Here is a 23228-nt window from a genome sequence, read left to right on the forward strand (position 1 = left end):
CATTTTCTTTCCAGAAAATGCGAGTGGTGTGAATGTTTTTTTGATTGCCACAGCAGGCTAGCGTTTTTTTGTAGGAATAATCTTCAATGCTTGTAGGGCATGTCTTTTGCTGCAAGTGCCCGATCGCTCTGATGTGCCATCAAGTAGATGACTACGCTATTGTGCGTGCTCTAAAAATTCGAACAGCGAAACTGGACTTGCCCATGAATAAAGTGCTGATCGTGGATGATCATCCCGTCATTCGTCTGGCTGTGCGTATGCTGATGGAACGTCATGGCTACGAAGTTATTGCCGAAACGGATAACGGTGTGGATGCGTTACAACTTGCGCGGGATCAGATGCCGGATATCGTCATCCTGGATATTGGAATACCGAAACTTGATGGTCTTGAAGTTATTGCGCGTCTGAACGCGACGGCCATGCCATTGAAAGTTCTGGTGTTGACTTCACAGGCACCGGGACACTTTTCGATGCGCTGCATGCAATCGGGAGCGGCGGGCTATGTCTGCAAACAACAGGACCTGACCGAATTGCTCAGTGCGATCAAAGCGGTGCTGTCCGGTTACAGCTATTTTCCAAACCAGGCCCTGCACACCGTGCGTACCAGTCTCGGTAATGCCAGTGAGTCCGATATGGTAGACCGCCTCTCCGGGCGGGAAATGATGGTGTTGCAGCAACTGGCGCGTGGCAAGACCAACAAGGAAATTGCCGATGGCATGTTTCTCAGCAACAAGACGGTCAGCACTTACAAGACCCGTCTGCTGTTGAAGCTCAATGCCCGCTCGCTGGTGGACCTGATCGAACTGGCACAACGCAACGGTCTGGTCTGATGGGCTTGCAGCCATTGGAGGGTGGGGCGTCGGGTGCCAGATTCGTCAGAAAGTAAAAAGCCTCCGGTTCGGGAGGCTTTTAAGTGTCAGAGATCAAAATCGTAATCGGCCAATTGCTTTTGCAGTCGGCGCTCCTCAAGCAGGTTATCGATGGTGCGGCGTTTACTCAGGTTGGTCTTGGCGACTTCGACCACCGGTTCGGCGTCGTCGGTTTCCGCAGCGGTGAAATCGTCATCTACATCCAGTTGTTCTTTGCTTTCAGTCATAAGGTGAACTCCAGGCTAAGACTGCCTTTGGCGCTCCTTATATCGATATTCCTGCTGCGGGTAAAAAAGATTTTTTCAATCGACGGATCAATAAAAGCAATAGCCAATCAATCGTCCGAGGTTTTGTGTTTGTACTCGCACAAATCCTCAATCCGGCAACTGCCACAGCGCGGCTTGCGGGCGAGACACACGTAGCGACCGTGCAGAATCAGCCAGTGGTGAGAGTCCAGCAGGTAGTCTTTAGGTACAAACTTCATCAGCTTCTTTTCCACTTCAACCACATTTTTACCCGGAGCGATGCCGGTGCGATTGCTGACGCGGAAAATGTGCGTGTCGACCGCCATGGTCAACTGGCGAAAAGCGGTATTGAGCACCACGTTGGCGGTCTTGCGGCCGACACCGGGCAGTGCCTCCAGGGCTTCGCGGGTTTGCGGGACCTCGCCATTGTGCAGTTCGACCAGCATGCGGCAGGTCTCGATCACGTTCTTGGCTTTGCTGTTGTAGAGGCCGATGGTCTTGATGTATTCAGACAGCCCTTCGACGCCCAAGGCGTGAATCGCTGCCGGCGTATTGGCCACCGGAAACAGTTTGGCCGTGGCCTTGTTCACGCCAACGTCAGTCGACTGCGCCGATAGAATCACCGCAATCAGCAGTTCGAAGGGCGAGGAGTAGGCCAGTTCGGTTTTCGGCTCGGGATTGTCTTCATGCAGCCTGCGAAAAATCTCAAGGCGTTTTGCGGCATTCATGGGTGATGTGTTTCCTTGGAAAGAGCGCTCAAGCGAGTCAATGCCTGGCGGGCAGCCAGCAGCAGTCCCAGCAGTATGAAGGCGCCGGGAACCAGGGTAATCAGGTGCAGCCCTTGGTTGAACAGGACCAGACCTTGCCAGTGTTCTGACAGACCACGACCCAGATGCCCCTGACCGAACAGCTCACGCACAACGGCAAGCGTCAGGAGCAACCCGCTCGACAGGCCAAAAAACTTCAGGCGTTCGGTCAGTGCCTGACGAAAGAAGCCATTGTATTCCAGCACCACACACTGCAAGGCGATCAGCCCGGGATAGATGCCGATTGCCAAGTGCCACTGCAACGCCCAGCGCTGCGCGAGAATATTGGCGCAACTGGTCAGGGTGGCGGCCAGCAACAGGCTGGCCAGCAGCACGCCACGGTCAGACAGTCGCACGCGCAGCGGACCGATGCACACTGCGTAAACCGCCACAACCACGCTCGACATCAACAGCATGCCCAGCGCGCCAGCCAGTGTGGCGCTGGTGCCCAGCAGCAACGTCAGCAACAACGTATTGGTCAGATTCGTCGGCCGGTTCATGGTGCGATCCCCAGCAAGGTTGCCCGATGCTGATCAAAGTAGCGCAGGGCATCATGGATGGCATTGACGGTGGCGCGAGAGGTGATGGTCGCGCCCGCCAGTTGATCGAACTGTCCCCGATCCTTTTTCAGTGCCCAGCCTGCGTCATCGGGGGCGCTGCGCGACGTGCCGGTAAACGTGTCCAGCCAGGCATTCGGCCAGTCGCCGAGGTGCCCGCCGAGCGCCGGCGTTTCGTTTTGCCGCAGGGTTTTGACACCCAGCAGTCGGCCGTTGGCATCAATGGCAACCAGCAACTCGATGGCGCCGGCATAACCCTCGGTCTGAGTGCGCAACAACACCGCCACCGGCTGCCCGGATTTGCTCGCGCGGTAACCGCCCAGCAGCGTGCTGTGGCTCAACGCGGTGTCAGCCAGCGTCAGCGGCTGCTCCAGCGGTTGATTGTCGTAGGCATCGGTGGCGAGCACATCCAGCAACTGGCGACTGTCGAGCAAGCGTTGTTCGACGGCAATCTGCGGCGCGCTGCTGCGCTGCAGCCAATAGCTCAGGCCCAGACCGATTCCGGCGATCAGCACCAGGGTCATGACTGAGGCAGTGCGGTTCATGGGCTCACCTGGGCCTGGCGCGATGCGGCGAAACGCTCCAGCGCCGGCACGCAGAGATTCATCAGCAACACCGCAAACGCGACGCCATCCGGGTAGCCGCCCCAGGTGCGGATCAAGTAGGTCAGCAGCCCGACACCGACGCCGAACAACAAGCGGGCCAACGGACTTTTTGCGCCGGACACCGGTTCAGTGATGATGAAAAACGCCCCGAGCATGCTTGCGCCGCTCAGCAGATGAAACAGCGGCGAGCCGTGGGAGTCGGAGCCCGAACCGTTCCAGCACAGCAGACTGATGACAAACAGGCTGACCAACATGCCGACCGGTGCTTGCCAGCCAATCACTCGACGTTGCAACAGCAACAGCCCTCCGGCGAGAAACGCCAGATTGACCCACTCCATGCCGTGCCCGCCGAAACGCCCGAACGCCGGGTTGCTGGCGAACAGCTCATCTATGGTCAGGCTTTTGTTGATCCGCAGGCTGTCCAGCGCCGTGGCCTGCACCCAGGCGTCCGGCGCCTGGCCCACATTGAAGATTTGCTCAAAGCTCGCCCACAGATTCATGCCGTGCGCCGGCCAGTGCGTCATCGGTTGTGGAAACAGCACCATCGCCAGCGCAAAGCCAAGCATGGCCGGATTGAATGGATTTTTGCCGATGCCGCCGTACAGGTGCTTGCCGAACAGCAGGCCCGAGGCAACTGCCGTTACAGTCAGCCACCACGGGCAGTAAGGCGGCAGGGCCACCGCCAGCAGGGTGGCGCTGACCAGCGCGCTGCCGTCGCTCAGCGTCGGTTGCAGCGGTAGGCGGCGCAGGCGGGTGACGCCAGCCTCGACCAGCAGCGCGGCGGCTATCGCCAGTAGCAGATTGATCAACACGCCCCAGCCGTACAGCCAGAACAACGCCAGCAACCCCGGCAGCGCGGCGAGCAGCACTAGCTTCATCGCCTGCTGCAGGCGATCGTCCGGTGCTTCACGGGGCGACATGGTCGTGCACCTGACGCTCGGCGTCCTGCAGACGAGCGCGGGCCTTGTCGAGGACTTCGCTCGGCGTGTCGGCGCGGCGTTCGAGTTTGCTCAGGTCGGCGCGGGCGTAGGCCAGTTCGGTTTTCAACTGGCGCAGTTGGCTGTCGATCGGACGTTTTTCCACGCGCACGAGGTCAGGCACCGGTTGCTCACTGCCAGCTTCGGCAGCGTGAAGGGCCTGCTCGGCGTCACGCAGGGCCTGTTCCAGTGAAGCGATCTGCTGCGCGGGTGCCTCGGCGGTCTGGGCTTTTTTCAGTTCGGCACGGCGCATCGCCAACTGGATTTTCGCCCGTTTCAGATCCGCGTCTTTCGCCGGAACCGGTGCCGCTGCCGCAGCCGCTGGAACGGTGGCGACGCTGCTTTCGAGTTTCGCCAGCGCCTGCTCGGCGGCTTCAAATTGCTGTTGCAACACCACCAGTTGCGCCTGCTGCTCGAACGTCGGTGGATGGCCGAAGGCTTTCAGCGATTTGTGCAATTGCGCTCGGCTCATGGCGACGTCGATCTTGGCTTTTTTCAGCGCGGCGTCAGAGTTCGCGGCTTTCTGCGCACGCACGCGCTCAAGGGCTGCCTGCACCGGATCAAGGGTTGCCACCGCCGGTTGCGCCGCCCGCTGCGCTCGGGCCTCGCGCTCCGCCTGTTTCTGCTGCTCTTCGCGTTGCAGGCGGGCGTTGCGGCGTTCGAAGCGCTGGCGCGCATGATCACGTTTGGCCGTGCGTGCGCGTTGCTCCTCCAGGCTGGACGCCAGGCCGCCGACCACCGGCAAGGTGCCGGGCGGCAGCGGATGCATCTCGATGCAATCCACCGGGCACGGCGCCACGCACAGGTCGCAACCGGTGCATTCGTCGATCAACACGGTGTGCATCAGTTTCGCCGCGCCGACAATGGCGTCGATCGGGCAGGCCTGAATGCACTTGGTGCAGCCGATGCACTCAGCTTCGCGGATGTATGCCACTTGTGGCGGTGCCGAACCACGGCTGACGTCCAGCTCCAGCACCGGCACCTTCAGCAGTTCAGCCAGGGCCGCGATGGTCTCGTCGCCTCCGGGTGGGCACTTGTTGATCGGTTCGCCGTCGACGATGCCTTGCGCATAGGGCTTGCAGCCGGGGTGGCCGCATTTGCCGCACTGGGTCTGCGGCAGGAGGGCATCGATGAGTTGAATCAGACTCATGTTTTGATCAGTCCACTGAATCCGAGAAAAATCACTGCAATCAGTCCGGCGCCGATCAGGTCGATCGGCAAGCCGCGAAAGGGCAGGGGAATGTCGTTGTCGGCCGTGCGCTCGCGCAAGTCGCTGAACAGGCTCAGCACCAGCCAGAAACCCAGTCCGGCGCCAAGGCTCAGCGCCGTTGCCTGCAACAGGCCTCGATCATGTTGCGCATTGATCAAGGCCAGCCCCAGCACACCGGCATTGCCCAGCAACAACGGCCACAGCCCGTCGAACGGCCAGTCGGGCAGTGCACGTGCCAGCAGTTTCAGCAGCGGTGCGATCAGCAGCACGCTGAGCGGCAAGAACACGAACAGGTGCAGGGCCAGCAGTTGCAGCGGCACCAGCAGCCAGTGCCAGAGCACATGACCGATGACGCCGACGCTCAGCATCAGGCACGACGTCGCCAGGCCCAACGCATGCACCTGGCGCCGACTGCCGGCCAGCAACGGATCGACGCCCAGCGGCCAGTGCAACACGAAGTTGTTGAGCAGGGCGGCACTGATCAGCGTAAGCGCAAGTTCGGTCATGGTTCTGCCGGCAGCAACGGGCGGGTGTCATCTAAGGTTAGGCATTATCCGGCACCCGCGAAGGGTGGGCCAGATATGAAAAATCCCACAGGCCTGCAGAACATGCCTGTGGGATCGTTTTCAGCGCTGGGTCTTACTTGATGCGTTGACCCGGCTTGGCGCCGCTGTCCGGGCTCAGCAGGTAGATTTCTTCACCGCCAGGGCCGGCGGCCATCACCATGCCTTCGGAGATGCCGAATTTCATTTTCCGTGGCTTGAGGTTGGCGATCATCATGGTCAGGCGACCGTCGAGTTTCGACGGGTCCGGGTAGGCGCTCTTGATTCCGGAGAACACGTTGCGCTGCTCGTCACCGATGTCCAGGGTCAGGCGCAGCAGCTTGTCCGCGCCTTCGACGTGTTCAGCCTTGACGATCAGGGCGACGCGCAGGTCGACGGCGGCGAAGGTGTCGAAGTCGATTTCCGGCGACAGCGGATCCTTGGCCAGTTCGCCGTTGCCCGCAGGTGCGGCAGCGCCGGTGTCGGTCTGGCTGGCGGTCAGGTCTTCTTTCGAGGCGTCGGTCATGGCTTGCACTTTTACCGGGTCGATGCGGGTCATCAACGGTTTGAATTCGTTCAGCTGATGGTTGGCCAGCAGCGTGGTGTGGTCGTTCCAGGTCAGCGGGGCGACGTTGAGGAACGCCTCGGCATCGGCGGCCAGCAGCGGCAGCACCGGTTTGAGGAAGATCACCAACTGGCGGAACAGGTTGATGCCGGTGGCGCAGATCGCCTGGACTTCATCCTGTTTGCCTTCCTGCTTGTTCAGCGACCACGGGGCCTTGTCGGCGATCCATGCGTTGGCGCGGTCGGCCAGGGCCATGGTTTCACGCATGGCACGGGCGAAGTCGCGAGCCTCATAGGCGTCGGCAATGCTTGGCGCGGCGGCGAGGAAGGCCTCGGTCAGCTCTGGTGCGGCATTGTTGTCGACCAGCAGGCCGCCGTTGCCCTTGTGGATGAAACCGGCGCAACGGCTGGCGATGTTGACCACTTTGCCGACCAGGTCGGAGTTGACCTTCTGCACGAAGTCTTCGAGGTTCAGGTCGAGGTCATCGACGCCACGGCCCAGTTTGGCCGCGTAGTAGTAGCGCAGGTATTCCGGCGACAGGTGGTCCAGGTAGGTACGGGCCTTGATGAAGGTGCCGCGGGACTTGGACATCTTCTGGCCGTTGACCGTCAAGTAGCCGTGCACGTTGATCCCGGTCGGCTTGCGGAAACCGGCGCCTTCGAGCATCGCTGGCCAGAACAGGGCGTGGAAGTTGACGATGTCCTTGCCGATGAAGTGGTACAGCTCGGCGGTGGAGTCCTTGCCCCAGAACGCGTCGAAGTCCAGCTCCGGCGTGCGGTTGCAGAGGTTCTTGAAGCTGGCCATGTAGCCGATCGGCGCGTCCAGCCACACATAGAAGTATTTGCCCGGCTCGTCCGGAATCTCGAAACCGAAGTACGGCGCATCGCGGGAGATGTCCCACTGCTGCAAACCGGCGTCCAGCCACTCGGCGATCTTGTTCGCCACGGCGTCCTGCAGGGTGCCGCTGCGAGTCCAGGTCTGCAGCATCTGCTGGAAGTCTGGCAGCTTGAAGAAGAAGTGCTGGGAATCCTTGAGCACCGGGGTGGCGCCGGAGATGGCCGACTTCGGATCCTTCAGATCGGTAGGGGCGTAGGTTGCACCGCATTTTTCGCAGTTGTCGCCGTACTGGTCTTCGGTGCCGCATTTCGGGCAGGTGCCCTTGATGAAGCGGTCGGCCAGGAACATTTTCTTTTCCGGGTCGAAATACTGGGTGATCGAGCGCGTGGCAATGTGCCCGGCGTCACGCAGTTTCAGGTAGATCTGACTCGACAGCTCACGGTTTTCTTCGGCGTGAGTGGAGTGGAAGTTGTCGAAGTCGACCAGGAACTCGGCAAAGTCGGCGCTGTGTTCAGCCTGCACGTTGGCGATCAGTTGTTCCGGGGTGATGCCTTCCTTTTCCGCGCGCAGCATGATCGCCGAACCGTGGGCGTCGTCGGCGCAGACATAGATGCACTGGTTGCCGCGATGCTTCTGGAAGCGCACCCACATATCGGTCTGGATATATTCCAGCATATGGCCAAGGTGAATCGAACCGTTGGCGTAGGGCAGGGCGCTGGTGACGAGGATCTTGCGTGGTTCGGACATGTGGGGCTTCGCTACTTGATGAAACGGAGGTCGGCCACTATAAAGCGCCGGCGCATATTTTTCACCCTGTGCGCCTGTTTCCGGATGCGGCAACCGCAATAACCGGATGGACAGAGCCCTATACATTGTGGCGAGGGAGCTTGCTCCCGCTGGGTGGCGCAGCCGCCCCATCCCGGCAATGTCAGATGCACCGCATCAGCCTGATTGCGACTGCTGCGCAGCCGAACGGGAGCAAGCTCCCTCGCCACAAAGGCGCGGTGAATTATAAATCGCCTGACCACAAACGAATCCGCGGGGTACGATACCCGCCATCTTTTCCAGTCTTGTTATCGGAGTTGCCCATGAGTGCCGTCACTCGCGCAGCGGTGGAAGCCGTCCTCAGCCAATACACCGACCCTTACCTGAACCAGGACCCGGTCAGCGCCGGATGCGTGAAGCACATCGAGATCGATGGTGACCGCGTCAAGGTTCAGCTGGAAATCGGCTATGCCGCCGGCCTGTTCAAGAGCGGCTGGGCGCAATTGCTGCAATTGGCCATCGAAAACCTCGAAGGCGTGGTGATCGCCAAGGTCGAGGTCAATAGCGTGATCGCCGCGCACAAGGCCCAGGCACAGATCCCGGGCCTGGCCAACGTCAAGAACGTGGTCGCCGTGGCCTCCGGCAAGGGTGGCGTGGGCAAGTCGACCACCGCCGCCAACCTCGCGCTGGCTCTGGCCCGCGAAGGCGCCAAGGTCGGCATTCTCGACGCCGATATCTATGGCCCGAGCCAAGGCATCATGTTCGGCATCCCCGAGCGCACCCGCCCGGAGGTCAAGGATCAGAAGTGGTTCGTGCCGCTCAAGGCCCACGGTGTCGAAGTCATGTCGATGGCGTTCCTGACTGATGACAACACGCCGATGGTCTGGCGCGGACCGATGGTCTCCGGTGCACTGCTGCAACTGGTCACGCAAACCGCGTGGGGCGATCTGGATTATCTGGTCATCGACATGCCGCCAGGCACCGGCGACATCCAGCTGACCCTGGCGCAGAAAGTCCCGGTGGCCGGTGCGGTGATCGTCACCACGCCGCAGGATCTGGCGCTGCTGGACGCGCGTAAAGGCGTGGAAATGTTCCGCAAGGTCAACATTCCGGTGCTGGGCGTGGTGGAAAACATGGCGGTGCACATCTGCTCGAACTGCGGGCATGCCGAGCATCTGTTCGGTGAGGGCGGGGGAGAGAAGCTGGCGACCCAGTACGGCGTCGAACTGCTGGCCTCGCTGCCGTTGTCGATGCTGATCCGGGAGCAGGCCGATGGTGGCAAGCCGACGGTGATCGCTGAACCGGACAGCCAGATCGCCATGGTCTACCAGGAACTGGCCCGCCACGTCGGCGCGCGCATTGTGTTGCAGGAAGCGGCGACGCCAGCGATGCCGAATATCAGCATCAGCGACGATTGATCGACCAGCAACACTGAAAGACCTGTAGGAGTGAGCCTGCTCGCGATAGCGGATTAACATTCAACAGATGGGTTGAATGAATGACCGCAATCGCGAGCAGGCTCACTCCTACAGTGGGTTCTGTGGGGGTTAGATACGCAACCCGCCATCCATCTCCAGAATTCGCCCGGTGTAGTAGTCGTTTTCGAAGATATACGCCGCCGAATGGGCGATCTCTTCCGGCTTGCCCATGCGCTTGAGCGGAATCCCCGAGGTCATTTTCTCCAACGCCTCCGGCTTCATGCCCAGGGTCATCTCGGTTTCGATGAAGCCCGGCGCGATGCCAGCCACGCGAATCCCGTAACGCGCCAGTTCCTTGGCCCAGGTCACGGTGGCCGCTGCCACACCAGCCTTGGCGGCAGAATAGTTGGTCTGGCCGACGTTACCGGCGCGGGAGATCGACGAGATGTTGATGATCGCGCCGCTGTTCTTCAGCTCGACCATTTTCGCCGCGACTTCACGGGTGCACAGGAACACGCCGGTCAGGTTGACGTCGATCACCGCCTGCCACTGGGCCAGGCTCATCTTGGTCATTTCGCCGTCCTTGACCTTGAGCAGCAGGCCATCGCGCAGGATCCCGGCGTTGTTGATCAGGCCATGGATCGCGCCGAAGTCTTCGGCCACCTGGGCAACCATGTGTTCGACCTGTTCTTCATTGGCCACGTTACACAGATAGCTGCGTGCCTCGACGCCCTTGGCCTTGCAGGCCGCGACCGCGTCATCGAGTTTTTCCTGATTGAGGTCTACCAGGGCCAGCTTCGCGCCTTTGCCGGCGAAATACTCGGCCATGGAGCGGCCCAAACCCTGGCAACCGCCGGTGATAATGATTACTTTGTCGTTGAGTTGCATTCGCATGCCCCGATAGCCGGTCTGAGTGGTTTTTGTTATTGGCGACGCTCGATCTGGACCGGTTACGGCCAGATTGCACATGAGCATTGCCCGATGGCGTGACCGGGACTTATCCCCAGGCGCCTGTCCGTTTTTTCGACGGATTCTATATAAGGAGTCATAAATTGAGCGTTGAAGCGGCCAAGAATGCCCGAGAATTGCTTCTCAAGGAATACCGTGGCGTATTGTCCACCCACTCCAAATCGATGCCCGGTTTCCCGTTCGGCTCGGTGGTGCCGTATTGCCTGGACGAGCAGGGCCGCCCGCTGATCCTCATCAGCCGTATCGCCCAGCACACCCACAACCTGCAGAAGGACCCGAAATGTTCGCTGCTGGTGGGTGAGCGTGAGGCCGACGACGTGCAGGCTGTGGGTCGCCTGACCTATCTGGCCGAAGCCCAGAAGCTCGAAGATCCGCTCGCCATCGAAGCCGCCGCCGAGCGTTACTACCGCTATTTCCCCGATTCGCAGAACTACCATAAGGCTCACGATTTCGATTTCTGGGTGCTCAACCCGGTGCGTCATCGCTACATCGGCGGCTTCGGCGCGATTCACTGGGTCGAGCAACTGACCCTGGCCAACCCGTTCGCCGGCAAGGCTGAAATCAGCATGGTCGAGCACATGAACAGCGATCACGCCAAGGCCATCGCTCACTACGTGGAACTCGCCCGTCTGCCGCAAACCGTGCCGGCGCAACTGGCCGGGATCGACAGCGAAGGCATGCACTTGCGCATTGGTCAGGCGCTGTACTGGTTGCCGTTTCAAGCGCCTTGTCATACGCCGATACAAGTGCGCGAAGCCTTGGTTTCTCTGGCTCACGCCGAGGTTTGGCCAAAAAATGCAGTGGCCGACGCTTGAATTCACGAAAGGGCGACGTCATCTAAGGCTTACTGCAAGGCATTTCTTGCGTTGAGGAATCTTTGATGCGCCCTTTTTTGTTGCTCTTTCTGCTGTTTCCGGTGCTGGAGCTGTTCGTATTCGTCAAAGTGGCAGGGGCTATCGGGTTTTTCCCGGCCCTGCTGCTGATCATTCTCGGCTCGATGTTCGGCGTGTTCGTGCTGCGCATCGCCGGTCTGGCCACGGCACTGCGTGCCCGTGAAAGCCTGAATCGCGGTGAACTGCCCGCGCAGACCATGCTCGAAGGCCTGATGCTGGCCCTGGCCGGCGGCCTGTTGATCCTGCCGGGCTTCGTCAGCGACGTGGTCGGTCTGGTGATGCTGTTGCCGTTCACCCGTCGCCTGCTGGCGAACAAAATGCGCCAGCGCGCCGAAGAACAGGCGATTCGCCAGCGTGCCTTCGCCGACGACCTGCAACCCCGTGGCGGTCCTGCACCGCGTCAGCCTCTGGGCCGCGAGGGTGATGTGATCGAAGGCGAGTTCGAACATCGCGACAGCAAATAACCCCTGCATCGACACGGCACCTTCGGGTGCCGTTTCTTTATGCGCGGCATTCAGGGGGCAAATCGATGAAAAATTTTCTGCCCCCGCCCTTGTAATCAGCTCATGTGCCCTTATGTATCGGTCACCGAAAGGTTTCCGGCATTCGAGTCGGACAGACTTCCGCGGTTCGCTCGACGAACCGCAACCGGCGCAGGCCGGATTTGTTAAACCCGCCGGGACTACACCGGCCGATGAAAACCACAATTAGGAGAGATCGACAATGAAGCTTCGTCCTCTGCATGACCGCGTCGTCATCCGTCGCAGCGAAGAAGAAAAGAAAACCGCTGGCGGTATCGTCCTGCCAGGTTCGGCTGCTGAAAAAGCCAACCACGGTGTGATTCTCGCTGTAGGCCCGGGCAAGGCTCTGGAAAACGGTGAAGTGCGTGCACTGTCCGTGAAGGAAGGCGACAAGGTTGTGTTCGGTCCTTACTCCGGCAGCAACACTGTGAAAGTCGACGGCGAAGACCTGCTGGTAATGAGCGAGAACGAAATCCTCGCTGTTATCGAAGGCTGATACCCCGCTCATTTTCCCGTTACTACAAAGTATTTAAGGAATATCGATCATGGCTGCTAAAGAAGTTAAGTTCGGCGATGCCGCTCGCTCCAAGATGCTCAAAGGCGTCAACGTTCTGGCTGACGCGGTAAAAGCGACCCTGGGCCCGAAAGGCCGTAACGTGATTCTCGAGAAGAGCTTCGGCGCTCCGACCATCACCAAGGACGGCGTTTCCGTCGCCAAGGAAATCGAACTCGAAGATCGTTTCGAAAACATGGGCGCGCAGCTGGTCAAAGACGTTGCCTCCCGTGCCAACGATGACGCTGGTGACGGTACTACCACCGCTACCGTTCTGGCTCAGTCGATCGTCAACGAAGGCCTGAAAGCCGTCGCTGCCGGCATGAACCCGATGGACCTGAAGCGCGGTATCGACAAAGCGACCATCGCGATCGTCAAAGAGCTGAAAGCCCTGTCCAAGCCATGCGCTGACACCAAGGCGATCGCTCAGGTCGGCACCATCTCCGCCAACTCCGACACCTCCATCGGCGACATCATTGCCGAAGCCATGGATAAAGTCGGTAAAGAAGGCGTGATCACCGTTGAAGAAGGCTCGGGCCTGGAAAACGAACTGTCGGTTGTAGAAGGCATGCAGTTCGACCGTGGTTACCTGTCCCCGTACTTCGTGAACAAGCCGGACACCATGGTTGCCGAGCTCGACGGCCCGCTGATCCTGCTGGTCGACAAGAAGATCTCGAACATCCGCGAAATGCTGCCAGTGCTGGAAGCCGTTGCCAAAGCCGGCCGCCCACTGCTGATCGTTGCCGAAGACGTTGAAGGCGAAGCCCTGGCGACTCTGGTAGTGAACAACATGCGTGGCATCGTCAAGGTTGCAGCCGTCAAGGCTCCAGGCTTCGGCGACCGTCGCAAGGCCATGCTGCAGGACATCGCCGTTCTGACCGGTGGTACCGTCATCTCCGAAGAGATCGGCCTGAGCCTGGAAAGCACCACTCTGGAGCACCTGGGTAACGCCAAGCGTGTAACCCTGTCCAAGGAAAACACCATCATCGTTGACGGTGCTGGCGTACAAGCTGACATCGAAGCACGTATCACTCAGATCCGCGCCCAGGTTGCTGAAACGTCCTCGGACTACGACCGTGAAAAACTGCAAGAGCGTCTGGCCAAGCTGTCCGGCGGCGTTGCAGTGATCAAGGTTGGCGCGGGTTCCGAAGTTGAAATGAAAGAGAAGAAGGCCCGCGTTGAAGACGCCCTGCACGCAACCCGTGCAGCCGTTGAAGAAGGCGTGGTACCTGGCGGTGGCGTAGCGCTGATCCGCGCTCTGGAAGCCCTGACCGAACTGACCGGCGACAACGCTGACCAGAACGTCGGTATCGCTGTGCTGCGTCGCGCTGTTGAAGCGCCGCTGCGTCAGATCGCTGCCAACTCCGGCGACGAGCCAAGCGTAGTCGTCAACGAAGTGAAGAACGGCAAAGGTAACTTCGGTTACAACGCTGCTTCCGGCGAATACGGCGACATGATCGAAATGGGCATCCTGGACCCAACCAAGGTAACCCGTTCCGCTCTGCAAGCTGCAGCCTCGATCGGCGGTCTGATCCTGACCACCGAAGCTGCTGTTGCTGACGCACCGAAGAAAGAAGGCTCGGCTGGCGGCGGTATGCCAGACATGGGCGGCATGGGTGGCATGGGCGGCATGATGTAAGCCAGCCTTACCCCCGTAACGAAAAACCCCGCCTGCGATGAGCAGGCGGGGTTTTTTATTGCCCGGATTTCACACTGTCTCCCTGTGGGAGCGAGCCTGCTCGCGAAAGCAATTCACCCATCACCACAGCAGCGACGGATACACCGCATTCGCGAGCAGGCTCGCTCCCACATTGGGATCTGTGTTTCCTGTGCTAACCGGGTGCGCAAAGAAAAACGCCCCGGAGCATCAGCCCGGGGCGTTTCTATTAACGATGAACGCTTAACGATCGCTGACTTGCGAGGTGTCTTCCTTCACAGGCTTCCAGCTCAACAACTGCTGTTTGAAGCCATAGCTGGCGGTCTGGTAATAGGTGATCGCCCGGCTGACCAGCGGGTCGTCGCTGGTGACCCGCGACTCACGGCTCTCGGTCAACGCATCGTCATGCCGGCGCAAGCCCTGGCGCGGACTGAGGATCGCCAGATCCTTGCCGTCGAACAGACCCAGATGCTGGTAGTTGCCGACCACCACGCGCGGTGGCAGCGGGTTGTCCTGCAACAGGTTGCGGCCAAAGAATGTCGAGGTGTAGTCCAGGTTCAGCAAGCCCAACAGGGTCGGGGCGAGGTCGATCTGGCTGGCCAGTTGCGCGCTCTCGCGAGCTTCGATCATTTTCGGCGCGTAGATGAACAGCGGGATCTGATAGTTGGTGATCGGCAAGTCTTCTTTACCGGCGCTGCCCGCCGTGTGGTCGGCGACGAAAATGAAGATCGTGTTGTCGAACCACGGTTTTTGCCGCGCCTGCTCGAGGAACTGACCGATGGCGTAGTCGGTGTACTTCACCGCGCCATCACGACCGTTGCCGGACTTGATGTCGATCCGGTTGTCCGGATAGGTGTAAGGACGGTGGTTGGACGTGGTCATCAACTGCAACAGGAACGGTTGCTGCCTGGCGTAATCGGCATCCGCCAGTTTCAGGGTCTGGCGATACAGATCCTCGTCGGCCATGCCCCAGGCGTTCTTGAAGTGGATCTCGGCTTCATCGACGCTGCTCTGATCGACGACGCGATAGCCATTGCCGCTGAAGAAGGCGTTCATGTTGTCGAAGTAACCGCGTCCGCCGTAGACGAACACACTGTCGTAACCCACGGCGCTGAGCTGCTGGCCAAGGCTGGCGAAACCGCTTTCACGGCCGATGCGCTTGACGATCGAGCGGCCCGGCGTCGGCGGGATGGCCAGGGTGATGGCTTCCAGACCTCGGTCGGTGCGGGTGCCGGTGGCGTAGAAATTATTGAAATACAGGCTCTGCTTGCGCAAGGCGTCGAGGTTTGGCGTCAGGTTGCGCCCGTCACCGTTGCTGCCCAGGTACTTGGCGCTCAAGCTTTCGATGGTCACCAGCACAATGTTCGGCTTGCGCGCGGTGCCCGGGTTGTCGATCACCCGACGAATATCCTGCGGATCCTGGCCGATGAAACGAGCGTTGCTTTCACTCAGCTCGGCACGGATCTGACCGGCGACCTTTTCCGCCGGCAGGCTCTTGTAGAACTGGGCATAGTCCAGTTCATTGTTACGGAACGCTGCGAAGAACTGGTACGGACCATTGCTGGCCAGTTCGTTCTGGTAAGCGTTGCCGCCCTGCGCACGCGGGGCGTCCTGGCTGAGCAGTTGCAGGCTCAGCCCGGTGACGATCAGCAGGCCCAGAGCGCTGAGCAGGCGTCCGCGCAGCGCTGGCAGGGGGGCATTCATGGCGGCATTGAACGGCTTGCGCAGGGCAAAACTGATCACCACGGCCAGTACGGCGAGGAGGCTCAGCAGTTTGCCGATCGGGTACGACTCGAGGACGTTGTTCAACACTTCGTCCGAGTACACCAGGTAGTCGACGGCGATAAAGTTGAAGCGCACGCCGAACTCGTCCCAGAACAGCCACTCGGCCACCGCCACGAACAGCATCGCGAACAGGCTGATGGTCAGCAGGACGCGCAGGAACCCGCGATGCCCTTGGCGGCGCCACAGGCCCGGCGGGCACAGCAGCAGATACAAGCCCATCGGCAGCGCTGCGTAGGCGAGAAACCCCAGGTCATAGAGCGCGCCGATACCGAACACGGAAAGCGCAAAGCCACCGGCCTCATCCAGGTGAGTCAGCAGCAATACCGCACGAGTCAGGAGAAAAATGACCAGCCAGGCGCCGGTGATAAGCAGCAGAAAGCGCATGGGCGCCGTCTTGAAAGAGTCCATTGTTTCGTTTTCCTTATATCAATGGCGCGCGAGTGTCGCGGCGCCACTGTAGTCAGGTTGTGAATCGATAGTGAAAACTTTGTTAAATATTTAATTGGCCTGGGCAAATGGACTTGCGCGCTCGCCGGCCCTAGCCCTGAAACCGCGTTGGCCTTAAGCTGCGCGGGCCAAGACGGCCGTAACTGTGTACGGAGGAGATGCCAATGCGAATTCTATTGGTCGAAGACAACCGCGATATCCTGGCCAACCTGGCCGATTACCTGGGGCTCAAAGGCTATACCGTCGATTGCGCCCAGGACGGCTTGTCGGGCCTGCATCTGGCTGCCACCGAGCATTACGACCTGATCGTGCTCGATATCATGCTGCCCGGAATCGACGGCTACACCCTGTGCAAGCGCCTGCGTGAAGACGCCCGCCGCGACACCCCGGTGATCATGCTCACCGCCCGCGATCAACTGGACGACCGCCTGCAGGGCTTCAAGTCCGGCGCGGATGATTATCTGGTCAAGCCGTTCGCCTTGTCCGAACTGGCGGCGCGGATCGAAGCGGTGATGCGCCGTACCCAAGGCGGCGGACGTCGCGCGCTGCAGGTCGGCGACCTGAGCTACGACCTCGACACCCTGGAAGTGACCCGCGAGGGCAAGCTGCTCAAGCTCAACCCGGTCGGCCTGAAACTGCTGGCGGTGTTGATGCAGAAGAGCCCGCATGTCCTGCGTCGGGAAATTCTCGAAGAGGCGCTGTGGGGCGACGACTGCCCGGACAGCGACAGCCTGCGCAGCCATGTCCACCAATTGCGTCAGGTGATCGACAAGCCATTCGCCAAACCGTTGCTGCAAACCGTGCACGGCGTGGGTTACCGCCTGGCCGAGGGGCGTGATGGAGTTTAAGCAAAGCCTTTCCCAGCGGATCATCATCGCCTTTGCGCTGATGAGTGCGCTGGTGGCCGGGGCCTTCGCCATGGGCATTGTGGCGACCGTGCACCTGGTGGAGGAAAAACTGATTTCGGCGGGGCTGGGCGGCGACCTGCAGCGTCTGCTGCTGATGGACAACGTCTCGGACTGGAGCCATCGTCCGGAACCGGATCAGTTGTTCTATTTCAGCGGCGGCCCGGGTGATTTCGAGTTACCGAAAGACCTGCGCCACCTCGATGCGGGCTTCCACGAAGTGTTCCGCGAGAATCTGTCGTATCACGCGATGGTCGAGGTCGTCGACGGTCGTCGCTACGTCTTGCTGCAGGATCAAAGCGATTTCGAAGAGCGCGAGCGCGTGCTGTTCGCCGTGGTGCTGGTGGGCTTCGTGCTCAGTCTGGCGCTGGCGGTGTTCCTCGGTTGGGTGTTGGCGCGCAAGGTCATGGCGCCCGTGGTGCGACTGGCGCGACAAGTGCGGCACCGCGATCAACTGCTCGGTCTGGCACCGCCGTTGGCCCCGGACTATGCGGCTGACGAAGTCGGCGAACTGGCGGTGGCGTTCGATGCCACGCTGGGGCGTCTGCGCCAGGCGCTGACCCGCGAGCGGCTGTTCACCAGCGACGTCAGCCACGAACTGCGCACACCGTTGATGGTGTTGGCCAGCTCCTGCGAATTGCTTCTGGAAAACCCGGGGCTGGATCAACGCGGCCGGGCCCAGGTCGAGCGTATCGCCCGGGCCAGCGAGGAAATGCGCGAACTGGTGCAGACCTTCCTGATGCTCGCCCGCGCCCAGCGTGAAGATGCCGGGTCCGCGCCGCAGCAGAATCTCTCCCAAGTGGCTGACGGCCTGTTGAGCATCTGGCGCGAACCGATCGAGTCCAAAGGCCTGCGCCTGCTGTTCGAGCCGGGCAACCCGCCGGACACCCGCTTCAATGCCACTCTGCTCAGCGCGGTCATGGGCAATCTGCTGCGCAACGCCTGCCACTACACCGAGCAGGGATTCATTCGCCTGACCCTCAATGACAACGGGTTTGTCGTCGAAGACTCGGGTGTCGGCATCCCCGAGGAAAAGCGCGAAGCCATGTTCCAGCCTTTTGTGCGCGGTAATGAAAAGCGTGGCGAGGGCCTTGGGCTGGGCCTGTCGCTGGTGCAGCGGATCTGTGAAAACCAGGGCTGGGAGGTGACGTTGAGCACCATGCAGCCCAATGGCTGCCGCTTTGAAGTCACGCTGGGGCTACGCTGAGCCCCACTGATGGCCCTGCGCTATTGCTTTCTCCCTGTAAAACCCTGTAATAGATTGCCGGTTTACCTGACGTAATTTTCACAAAGGGACGACCTGACGCTGACATGCCTCTACCTATGGTAGGGGCATCAGTTATTCAGGAGTCCCGATGATGAGCAGCCCGATCAAGCTCGATTTTTCCGAAAAGTATGATGACCAGCATGCACAAAAATATTTGCGCAAGCACCAGGACGGTCTCGGTCGTCGGTTGTCTCACTGGCGGGATGAGCAGGTAGCTCGCAAGGCGCTGACTCTGGCCGGCGAGCCGGGTCTGGTTCTGGACCTGCCGTGCGGTGCAGGGCGGTTCTGGCCTTTACTGGCGGAAAAGCCCAACCGGGTGATCATTGGTGCGGACAATTCCGAATCGATGATCAAGACCGCGATGCAGTCGCAACCGGCCGATGTGGTGAAACGGGTACAACCCTTGCACACGTCAGCGTTCGACATTGCCTTGCCTGATAACGCCGTCGACAGCATTTTCTGCATGCGTTTGTTGCACCACATCGGTGAAGCCGAGCATCGACGGGCGATTTTGCGTGAGTTCGAACGTGTCACCCGCGACAGCGTGATCATTTCGTTGTGGGTAGACGGTAATTTCAAGGCCTGGAAACGCAAACGTGCCGAGCAGCGTCGCGGGCAGGAAGGTTACCAGAACCGATTTGTGTTACCGGCTGTTACAGTGGAAAAGGAATTCGAAGCGGCAGGTTTTCGCATTCAGGAACAACTGGACTTTATTCCGCTCTATGCCATGTGGCGGGTTTACGTATTACGCAAGAGGTAACAGGATGGCGGTGCAAATAGCAGCAGAAACGGAAGTCGCTCCCCAGGATCGCTTCGACTACTACTGGAACCAGCGCGGTGAATGGGTGGAAGAACCCAACGTCCGCCGGGGTGGGGAAAGTGGTGTGCAACGAGTCGTGGGCCGTGACGGCCAGTTGCTTTATGCCAAGCGCCAGACCGGACATATCTATCGCAGTTGGTTGCATCCTTTCGGCCGCCCGACGGTATTGCGTGAGCTGGATGCCCTGACCGGCGTCAGCCGTCTCGGTGTGCGTGTACCGCAAATCGTCTTCTGCGGTGCGCAGCCTGATCCGCAATACAAGTGGCGTGCCCTGTTGGTGACCAAGTCGCTGGACGGTTTCGATGAGCTGGAAAAATGGGAAGCCGCGGGTGGTCGTGCCCAATACGGTGAAGCCGTCTACGAGCGCGTTCTCAAAGACCTCGCGGAAAACCTGGCGCGCATGCACAAGGGCCGCTGGCAGCACAGCTGCATCTACATCAAACACGTATTCGTACGGGTGACCGGCGAGGGCGATTCGGCTCAGGTCGAAGTGGCACTGATCGATCTGGAAAAATGCCGCCAGCGTCTGACCGCTTATCGCGCGGCCTCCCATGACATGAAGCAATTGCGTCGCCATTCGTCGTTCAGCGACACCGACTGGAAAAAACTCGTCTACTTTTATGAGACGGCGTTTGGCAGCGCTATCAAAGGTTTATAGCGATGAAACTCGAAATTGCACGAGGTTTGTTTTTGGTTGGGGCCTTGGCAGTTGCTTCATTGGCGGTGGCGGCCTGGGAGCAGCCCCGCATGCAGGTGATCGGTGCCACCACGGCCGATGCTCGCTGCACAGTACCACGGGTGGCGAAAGCCTCCGTGGCCACTAAACCTGATCATGATTTGTTGCTGTTCATGTTTGGATTGTCTCAAGGGATGAGGCCACAGAGTTGAATCGATTGAAGCCCAAATGAAAGGCCTCGCAGATGCGAGGCCTTTTTTATTCCCTGGCCAACATGAATCCTCCTACAGGGGTTATGCGGGTTCTTGCGGATCAGGTTTGGCCAGCAGGGTGTAGATGCACGGCAGCACGAACAGCGTAAACAAGGTGCCGATCGACATCCCGGTGGCAATCACCATCCCGATATCGAAGCGGCTGACAGCGCCGGCACCGGTCGCCAGAATCAGTGGCACCATGCCGAACACCATCGCCGCCGTGGTCATCAGCACCGGGCGTAATCGAATCGCCGCCGCTTCCTCGACCGCCTCGCGTGCGGTAAGGCCTTTGTCCTTGCGCAACTGGTTGGCGAATTCGACGATCAGGATCCCGTGCTTGCTGATCAAGCCGATCAACGTCACCAGCCCGACCTGGGTGTAGATGTTCATGCTCGACCAGCCCAGGAACAGCGGAATCAACGCACCACAGATCGACAGCGGCACCGTCACCAGAATCACCAACGGATCGCGGAAGCTTTCGAACTGCGCCGCCAGCACCAGAAAGATGATCGCCAGCGCAAGGGCGAAGGTTACCCACAGGGCGCTGCCTTCCTGCACGTACTGACGTGAGGCGCCGCCATAGTCGAAGGCAAAACCGGCCGGTGCTTCTTCCCGGGCGATCTGCAACACGGTGTCGATGGCCTCGCCCATGCTCACCAACGGGAATCCGGAGATCTTCGCGGCGTTGAGTTGCTGAAACTGGTTGAGCTGACGCGGTCGCGCCCGATCGGTGACCTTGATCAGGGTCGACAGCGGCAGCAGCTCGCCCTGGGTGTTTTTCACGTAGTAATTGTTCAGCCAGCCGGGGTTCTCGCGAAACGGTCGCTCGACCTGAGCAATCACCTTGTAACTGCGGCCTTCGATGGTGAACCGGTTGATTTCCGCCTCGCCCAGCAGCGTCGACAGGGTGCTGCCCAGATCCTGCATCGACACGCCCATCTGTGCGGCTTTGGCGCGATCGATGTCGACCACCACTTCCGGCTTGTCGAACGCCAGGTCGAGATCGACGAAGGCAAACTTGCCCGACTCCATGGCGCGCTTCTTGATCCGGTCGGCGACTTGCAGCAGCAGCTCGTAGTCATTGGCGGTGTTGACCACGAACTCGAACGGCAAACCTTCGCCAGTACCGGGCAGCGAGGGCAGGTTGAAGCCGAAGATCTGCAGGCCCGGGATAGCGCCCAGTTTGCTCTGCACCTCGGGCAGGATCTGCATCTGCGTGCGACTGCGCTCGTTCCACGGCTTGAGCAGGAAGCCGCCGATACCCGCTTGCACGCCGTTGTAGCCGTTGATCTGGAACGACGAGTAGTACTCCGGAAACTCCTTGAAGATCTTGATGAAGTCGTCGGTGTAGGTGTTCAGGTAGTCGAGGTTGGTCGGCTGCGGAGCGGTGGCCATCATGAAAATGATGCCCTGATCCTCATCCGGCGCCAGTTCCGACTTGGTGAACTTGAGGAACACCGGGATCAGGCACAGCACGATCACCGCGAAGACCAGCACCACCGGCCGCGTATTCAGTGTGCCGTGCAGCACGCTCTGGTAGCGGCGCTTGAGACCGTCGAAGAGGCGGTCGAGGCGATGCGCGAGGCCACTGGGATTTTCCTCGTGGCGCAACAGCAGGGCGCACATCATCGGCGACAGGGTCAGGGCGACGATCCCGGAGATCACCACGGCGCCGGCCAGGGTCAAGGCGAACTCCTTGAACAATGCCCCCGTCAGTCCGGTGAGGAAACCGATCGGCGCATACACCGCCGCCAGGGTGATGGTCATCGACACCACCGGCATGGCGATTTCCCGCGCGCCTTCCAATGCTGCCTCCAGCGGCGTCTTGCCTTCCTCGATATGCCGGTGAATGTTCTCCACCACGACAATCGCGTCGTCCACCACCAGCCCGATTGCCAGGACCATCGCCAGCAGGGTCAGCAGGTTGATCGAGTAGCCCATCATCTGCATGAAGAACATCACGCCGATCATCGACAGCGGGATGGTCACCACCGGGATCACCACCGAGCGCAGCGCGCCGAGGAACAGGAACACCACCACGATCACGATCAGCACCGCCTCGAACAGGGTTTTCACCACTTCGTCGATCGAGGCCTGGATGAACAGGGTGGCGTCGTAAGCGATCTCGCTCTTGAGGTTGGGCGGCAACTGGGCTTCGAGTTCCGGCATCAGCTTGCGCACTTCCCGGATCACGTCCAGCGGGTTGGCCCCGGGCGTGGCTTTGATGCCGATGTACACCGACGGCGTGCCGCCGAACGAGCTGATCGAATCGTAGTTTTCCGCGCCCATCTCGACCCGCGCCACATCGCTGAGCAGCACGCGGCTGTCACCACTGACCTTGAGCGGAATCGCCGCGAACGCTTCGGCGGACTTCAGTTCGGTGTTGGCGTTGATGCTGGTGACCACGTACTCGCCTTTCACCTCACCGGCGGCGGAGAGGAAGTTGTACTGGCGCACGGCGTTGGTCACGTCGCTGGCGCTGAGACCGAAACCGGCGAGCTTCACCGGGTCGAGCCACAGGCGCATGGCGAATACCTGGTTGCCGAGAATTTCCGCCTCGGCCATGCCCGGCAGCGTTGCCAGTTTCGGCTGGATCACCCGCGACAGGTAGTCAGTGATCTGCGGATTGCTCAAGTCCTTGCTGAAGAAACTGATGTACATCAGCGCCGAGGCGTCGGCCGATTCCTTGCTCAGCACCGGGTCTTCGGCGTCCTGCGGCAGCTTGTTTTTCACCTCGTTGGCCTTGGCCAGCAGTTCGGTGAACAGACGGTCGGTGTTGGACCCGATGCGTGCGTAGATCGAGATCACCGAGAAGTTCTGCCGACTGACCGAGGTCATGTAGTCGATGCCTTCGGCGCTCGCCAGGCTCTGCTGCATCGGCTGGGTGATGTAGCCCTGAATGGTCTCGGCGTTGGCCCCGGGGTAGGCGGTGGTCACCGTGATCAGGGCGTTCTCCATTTGCGGGTATTGGCGCAGCGGCAGTTTGCTCCAGGCCTGGAAACCCAGCAGCACAATCAGCAGGCTGACCACGGTGGCGAGCACCGGGCGGCGGATGAACGGATCGGTAAAAGCCATGGGGATTCCT

Annotated in this window: 22 protein-coding genes; 11 read left to right on the forward strand and 11 right to left on the reverse strand. The window is 60.3% G+C overall.

Going from position 1 to position 23228, the window contains the following annotated elements:
• Window positions 1-203 precede the first annotated feature (203 nt).
• Window positions 204-830, forward strand: a complete 627-nt coding sequence (locus J5M57_RS20020; RefSeq protein WP_064588995.1) for a response regulator transcription factor — start codon at window positions 204-206, stop codon at window positions 828-830.
• Between the two features lie 86 nt (window positions 831-916).
• Here the strand turns inward: J5M57_RS20020 and J5M57_RS20025 are convergent, their stop codons facing one another.
• From J5M57_RS20025 to metG, 8 genes are all read right to left on the reverse strand, one after another.
• Entirely contained in the window at window positions 917-1096 is a 180-nt protein-coding gene (locus J5M57_RS20025; RefSeq protein ID WP_064588994.1) for a hypothetical protein, read from the reverse strand.
• A gap of 107 nt (window positions 1097-1203) precedes the next feature.
• Window positions 1204-1842, reverse strand: a complete 639-nt coding sequence (gene nth / locus J5M57_RS20030) for an endonuclease III (RefSeq protein WP_064588993.1) — start codon at window positions 1840-1842, stop codon at window positions 1204-1206.
• Window positions 1839-2420, reverse strand: a complete 582-nt coding sequence (locus J5M57_RS20035; RefSeq protein WP_207847950.1) for an Rnf-Nqr domain containing protein — start codon at window positions 2418-2420, stop codon at window positions 1839-1841. Before J5M57_RS20035 ends, nth begins: the two co-directional genes overlap by 4 nt.
• Window positions 2417-3022 carry an RnfABCDGE type electron transport complex subunit G gene (locus J5M57_RS20040; protein ID WP_207847951.1) on the reverse strand — a complete coding sequence of 202 codons (606 nt, stop codon included), beginning with the start codon at window positions 3020-3022 and terminating at the stop codon, window positions 2417-2419. Before J5M57_RS20040 ends, J5M57_RS20035 begins: the two co-directional genes overlap by 4 nt.
• Window positions 3019-4002 carry an RnfABCDGE type electron transport complex subunit D gene (locus tag J5M57_RS20045; RefSeq protein WP_207847952.1) on the reverse strand — a complete coding sequence of 328 codons (984 nt, stop codon included), beginning with the start codon at window positions 4000-4002 and terminating at the stop codon, window positions 3019-3021. The genes J5M57_RS20040 and J5M57_RS20045 overlap by 4 nt, the downstream gene beginning before the upstream one ends.
• Entirely contained in the window at window positions 3989-5209 is a 1221-nt protein-coding gene (rsxB, locus tag J5M57_RS20050; protein WP_169842323.1) for an electron transport complex subunit RsxB, read from the reverse strand. The genes J5M57_RS20045 and rsxB overlap by 14 nt, the downstream gene beginning before the upstream one ends.
• Complete coding sequence (locus J5M57_RS20055; RefSeq protein ID WP_207847953.1) at window positions 5206-5775, reverse strand: Rnf-Nqr domain containing protein; 570 nt, start codon at window positions 5773-5775, stop codon at window positions 5206-5208. The genes rsxB and J5M57_RS20055 overlap by 4 nt, the downstream gene beginning before the upstream one ends.
• 133 nt (window positions 5776-5908) lie before the next feature.
• Entirely contained in the window at window positions 5909-7960 is a 2052-nt protein-coding gene (gene metG, locus J5M57_RS20060) for a methionine--tRNA ligase (protein ID WP_207847954.1), read from the reverse strand.
• A gap of 341 nt (window positions 7961-8301) precedes the next feature.
• On the opposite strand from metG, the gene apbC reads away from it, so the two are divergent.
• Window positions 8302-9396 carry an iron-sulfur cluster carrier protein ApbC gene (gene apbC, locus J5M57_RS20065; RefSeq protein ID WP_169842321.1) on the forward strand — a complete coding sequence of 365 codons (1095 nt, stop codon included), beginning with the start codon at window positions 8302-8304 and terminating at the stop codon, window positions 9394-9396.
• 129 nt (window positions 9397-9525) lie between these two features.
• On the opposite strand, the gene J5M57_RS20070 is transcribed toward apbC, so the two are convergent.
• On the reverse strand, window positions 9526-10284 hold the full coding sequence (locus J5M57_RS20070; protein WP_016773416.1) for an SDR family oxidoreductase: 759 nt from the start codon (window positions 10282-10284) through the stop codon (window positions 9526-9528).
• 164 nt (window positions 10285-10448) lie between these two features.
• Between J5M57_RS20070 and J5M57_RS20075 the strand changes: the two genes are divergently transcribed.
• The 4 genes from J5M57_RS20075 to groL all read left to right on the forward strand — a co-directional run bounded on the left by J5M57_RS20075 (window position 10449) and on the right by groL (window position 13971).
• Window positions 10449-11180, forward strand: coding sequence for a HugZ family protein (locus tag J5M57_RS20075; RefSeq protein WP_207847955.1), 732 nt, complete (start codon window positions 10449-10451; stop codon window positions 11178-11180).
• Between the two features lie 65 nt (window positions 11181-11245).
• The gene (locus J5M57_RS20080; protein ID WP_064588984.1) at window positions 11246-11722 is read left to right on the forward strand and encodes an FxsA family protein; all 477 of its coding nucleotides are present in this window, start codon (window positions 11246-11248) and stop codon (window positions 11720-11722) included.
• A 259-nt stretch (window positions 11723-11981) separates the two neighbouring features.
• The gene (locus J5M57_RS20085) at window positions 11982-12275 is read left to right on the forward strand and encodes a co-chaperone GroES (protein ID WP_007916610.1); all 294 of its coding nucleotides are present in this window, start codon (window positions 11982-11984) and stop codon (window positions 12273-12275) included.
• Between the two features lie 49 nt (window positions 12276-12324).
• Window positions 12325-13971, forward strand: coding sequence for a chaperonin GroEL (gene groL, locus J5M57_RS20090; RefSeq protein WP_207847956.1), 1647 nt, complete (start codon window positions 12325-12327; stop codon window positions 13969-13971).
• 261 nt (window positions 13972-14232) lie between these two features.
• Here groL and J5M57_RS20095 read toward each other — a convergent pair whose 3' ends face one another.
• Window positions 14233-16182: an LTA synthase family protein gene (locus tag J5M57_RS20095; RefSeq protein WP_207847957.1), complete on the reverse strand. Its 1950-nt coding sequence runs from the start codon at window positions 16180-16182 to the stop codon at window positions 14233-14235.
• Between the two features lie 203 nt (window positions 16183-16385).
• On the opposite strand from J5M57_RS20095, the gene colR reads away from it, so the two are divergent.
• From colR to J5M57_RS20120, 5 genes are all read left to right on the forward strand, one after another.
• Window positions 16386-17069, forward strand: a complete 684-nt coding sequence (gene colR / locus J5M57_RS20100) for a two-component system response regulator ColR (RefSeq protein WP_064588981.1) — start codon at window positions 16386-16388, stop codon at window positions 17067-17069.
• Window positions 17059-18333, forward strand: a complete 1275-nt coding sequence (locus J5M57_RS20105; protein ID WP_169842317.1) for a HAMP domain-containing sensor histidine kinase — start codon at window positions 17059-17061, stop codon at window positions 18331-18333. The genes colR and J5M57_RS20105 overlap by 11 nt, the downstream gene beginning before the upstream one ends.
• Window positions 18334-18484: 151 nt before the next feature.
• Window positions 18485-19153, forward strand: a complete 669-nt coding sequence (locus J5M57_RS20110) for a class I SAM-dependent methyltransferase (protein ID WP_064590073.1) — start codon at window positions 18485-18487, stop codon at window positions 19151-19153.
• A gap of 4 nt (window positions 19154-19157) precedes the next feature.
• Entirely contained in the window at window positions 19158-19871 is a 714-nt protein-coding gene (locus J5M57_RS20115) for a lipopolysaccharide kinase InaA family protein (RefSeq protein ID WP_027612049.1), read from the forward strand.
• Window positions 19872-19873: 2 nt separating this feature from the next.
• Complete coding sequence (locus tag J5M57_RS20120; protein ID WP_169842315.1) at window positions 19874-20101, forward strand: hypothetical protein; 228 nt, start codon at window positions 19874-19876, stop codon at window positions 20099-20101.
• Window positions 20102-20182: 81 nt separating this feature from the next.
• Here J5M57_RS20120 and J5M57_RS20125 read toward each other — a convergent pair whose 3' ends face one another.
• Window positions 20183-23218: a multidrug efflux RND transporter permease subunit gene (locus tag J5M57_RS20125; RefSeq protein WP_207847958.1), complete on the reverse strand. Its 3036-nt coding sequence runs from the start codon at window positions 23216-23218 to the stop codon at window positions 20183-20185.
• Window positions 23219-23228: the final 10 nt, after the last annotated feature.

Origin of the sequence: Pseudomonas sp. 86_A, from assembly GCF_017491705.1 — a bacterium.
In the GTDB taxonomy this organism is placed as follows: Bacteria; Pseudomonadota; Gammaproteobacteria; order Pseudomonadales; family Pseudomonadaceae; genus Aquipseudomonas; species Aquipseudomonas koreensis.

What these genes read in the sequence shown, in the direction of transcription:
- J5M57_RS20020 (WP_064588995.1), top strand. Translation starts at nt 204, where the DNA reads ATGAATAAAGTGCTGATCGTGGATGATCATCCCGTCATTCGTCTGGCT.
- J5M57_RS20025 (WP_064588994.1), bottom strand. Translation starts at nt 1,096, where the DNA reads ATGACTGAAAGCAAAGAACAACTGGATGTAGATGACGATTTCACCGCT.
- nth (WP_064588993.1), bottom strand. Translation starts at nt 1,842, where the DNA reads ATGAATGCCGCAAAACGCCTTGAGATTTTTCGCAGGCTGCATGAAGAC.
- J5M57_RS20035 (WP_207847950.1), bottom strand. Translation starts at nt 2,420, where the DNA reads ATGAACCGGCCGACGAATCTGACCAATACGTTGTTGCTGACGTTGCTG.
- J5M57_RS20040 (WP_207847951.1), bottom strand. Translation starts at nt 3,022, where the DNA reads ATGAACCGCACTGCCTCAGTCATGACCCTGGTGCTGATCGCCGGAATC.
- J5M57_RS20045 (WP_207847952.1), bottom strand. Translation starts at nt 4,002, where the DNA reads ATGTCGCCCCGTGAAGCACCGGACGATCGCCTGCAGCAGGCGATGAAG.
- rsxB (WP_169842323.1), bottom strand. Translation starts at nt 5,209, where the DNA reads ATGAGTCTGATTCAACTCATCGATGCCCTCCTGCCGCAGACCCAGTGC.
- J5M57_RS20055 (WP_207847953.1), bottom strand. Translation starts at nt 5,775, where the DNA reads ATGACCGAACTTGCGCTTACGCTGATCAGTGCCGCCCTGCTCAACAAC.
- metG (WP_207847954.1), bottom strand. Translation starts at nt 7,960, where the DNA reads ATGTCCGAACCACGCAAGATCCTCGTCACCAGCGCCCTGCCCTACGCC.
- apbC (WP_169842321.1), top strand. Translation starts at nt 8,302, where the DNA reads ATGAGTGCCGTCACTCGCGCAGCGGTGGAAGCCGTCCTCAGCCAATAC.
- J5M57_RS20070 (WP_016773416.1), bottom strand. Translation starts at nt 10,284, where the DNA reads ATGCAACTCAACGACAAAGTAATCATTATCACCGGCGGTTGCCAGGGT.
- J5M57_RS20080 (WP_064588984.1), top strand. Translation starts at nt 11,246, where the DNA reads ATGCGCCCTTTTTTGTTGCTCTTTCTGCTGTTTCCGGTGCTGGAGCTG.
- J5M57_RS20085 (WP_007916610.1), top strand. Translation starts at nt 11,982, where the DNA reads ATGAAGCTTCGTCCTCTGCATGACCGCGTCGTCATCCGTCGCAGCGAA.
- groL (WP_207847956.1), top strand. Translation starts at nt 12,325, where the DNA reads ATGGCTGCTAAAGAAGTTAAGTTCGGCGATGCCGCTCGCTCCAAGATG.
- J5M57_RS20095 (WP_207847957.1), bottom strand. Translation starts at nt 16,182, where the DNA reads ATGGACTCTTTCAAGACGGCGCCCATGCGCTTTCTGCTGCTTATCACC.
- colR (WP_064588981.1), top strand. Translation starts at nt 16,386, where the DNA reads ATGCGAATTCTATTGGTCGAAGACAACCGCGATATCCTGGCCAACCTG.
- J5M57_RS20105 (WP_169842317.1), top strand. Translation starts at nt 17,059, where the DNA reads ATGGAGTTTAAGCAAAGCCTTTCCCAGCGGATCATCATCGCCTTTGCG.
- J5M57_RS20110 (WP_064590073.1), top strand. Translation starts at nt 18,485, where the DNA reads ATGAGCAGCCCGATCAAGCTCGATTTTTCCGAAAAGTATGATGACCAG.
- J5M57_RS20115 (WP_027612049.1), top strand. Translation starts at nt 19,158, where the DNA reads ATGGCGGTGCAAATAGCAGCAGAAACGGAAGTCGCTCCCCAGGATCGC.
- J5M57_RS20120 (WP_169842315.1), top strand. Translation starts at nt 19,874, where the DNA reads ATGAAACTCGAAATTGCACGAGGTTTGTTTTTGGTTGGGGCCTTGGCA.
- J5M57_RS20125 (WP_207847958.1), bottom strand. Translation starts at nt 23,218, where the DNA reads ATGGCTTTTACCGATCCGTTCATCCGCCGCCCGGTGCTCGCCACCGTG.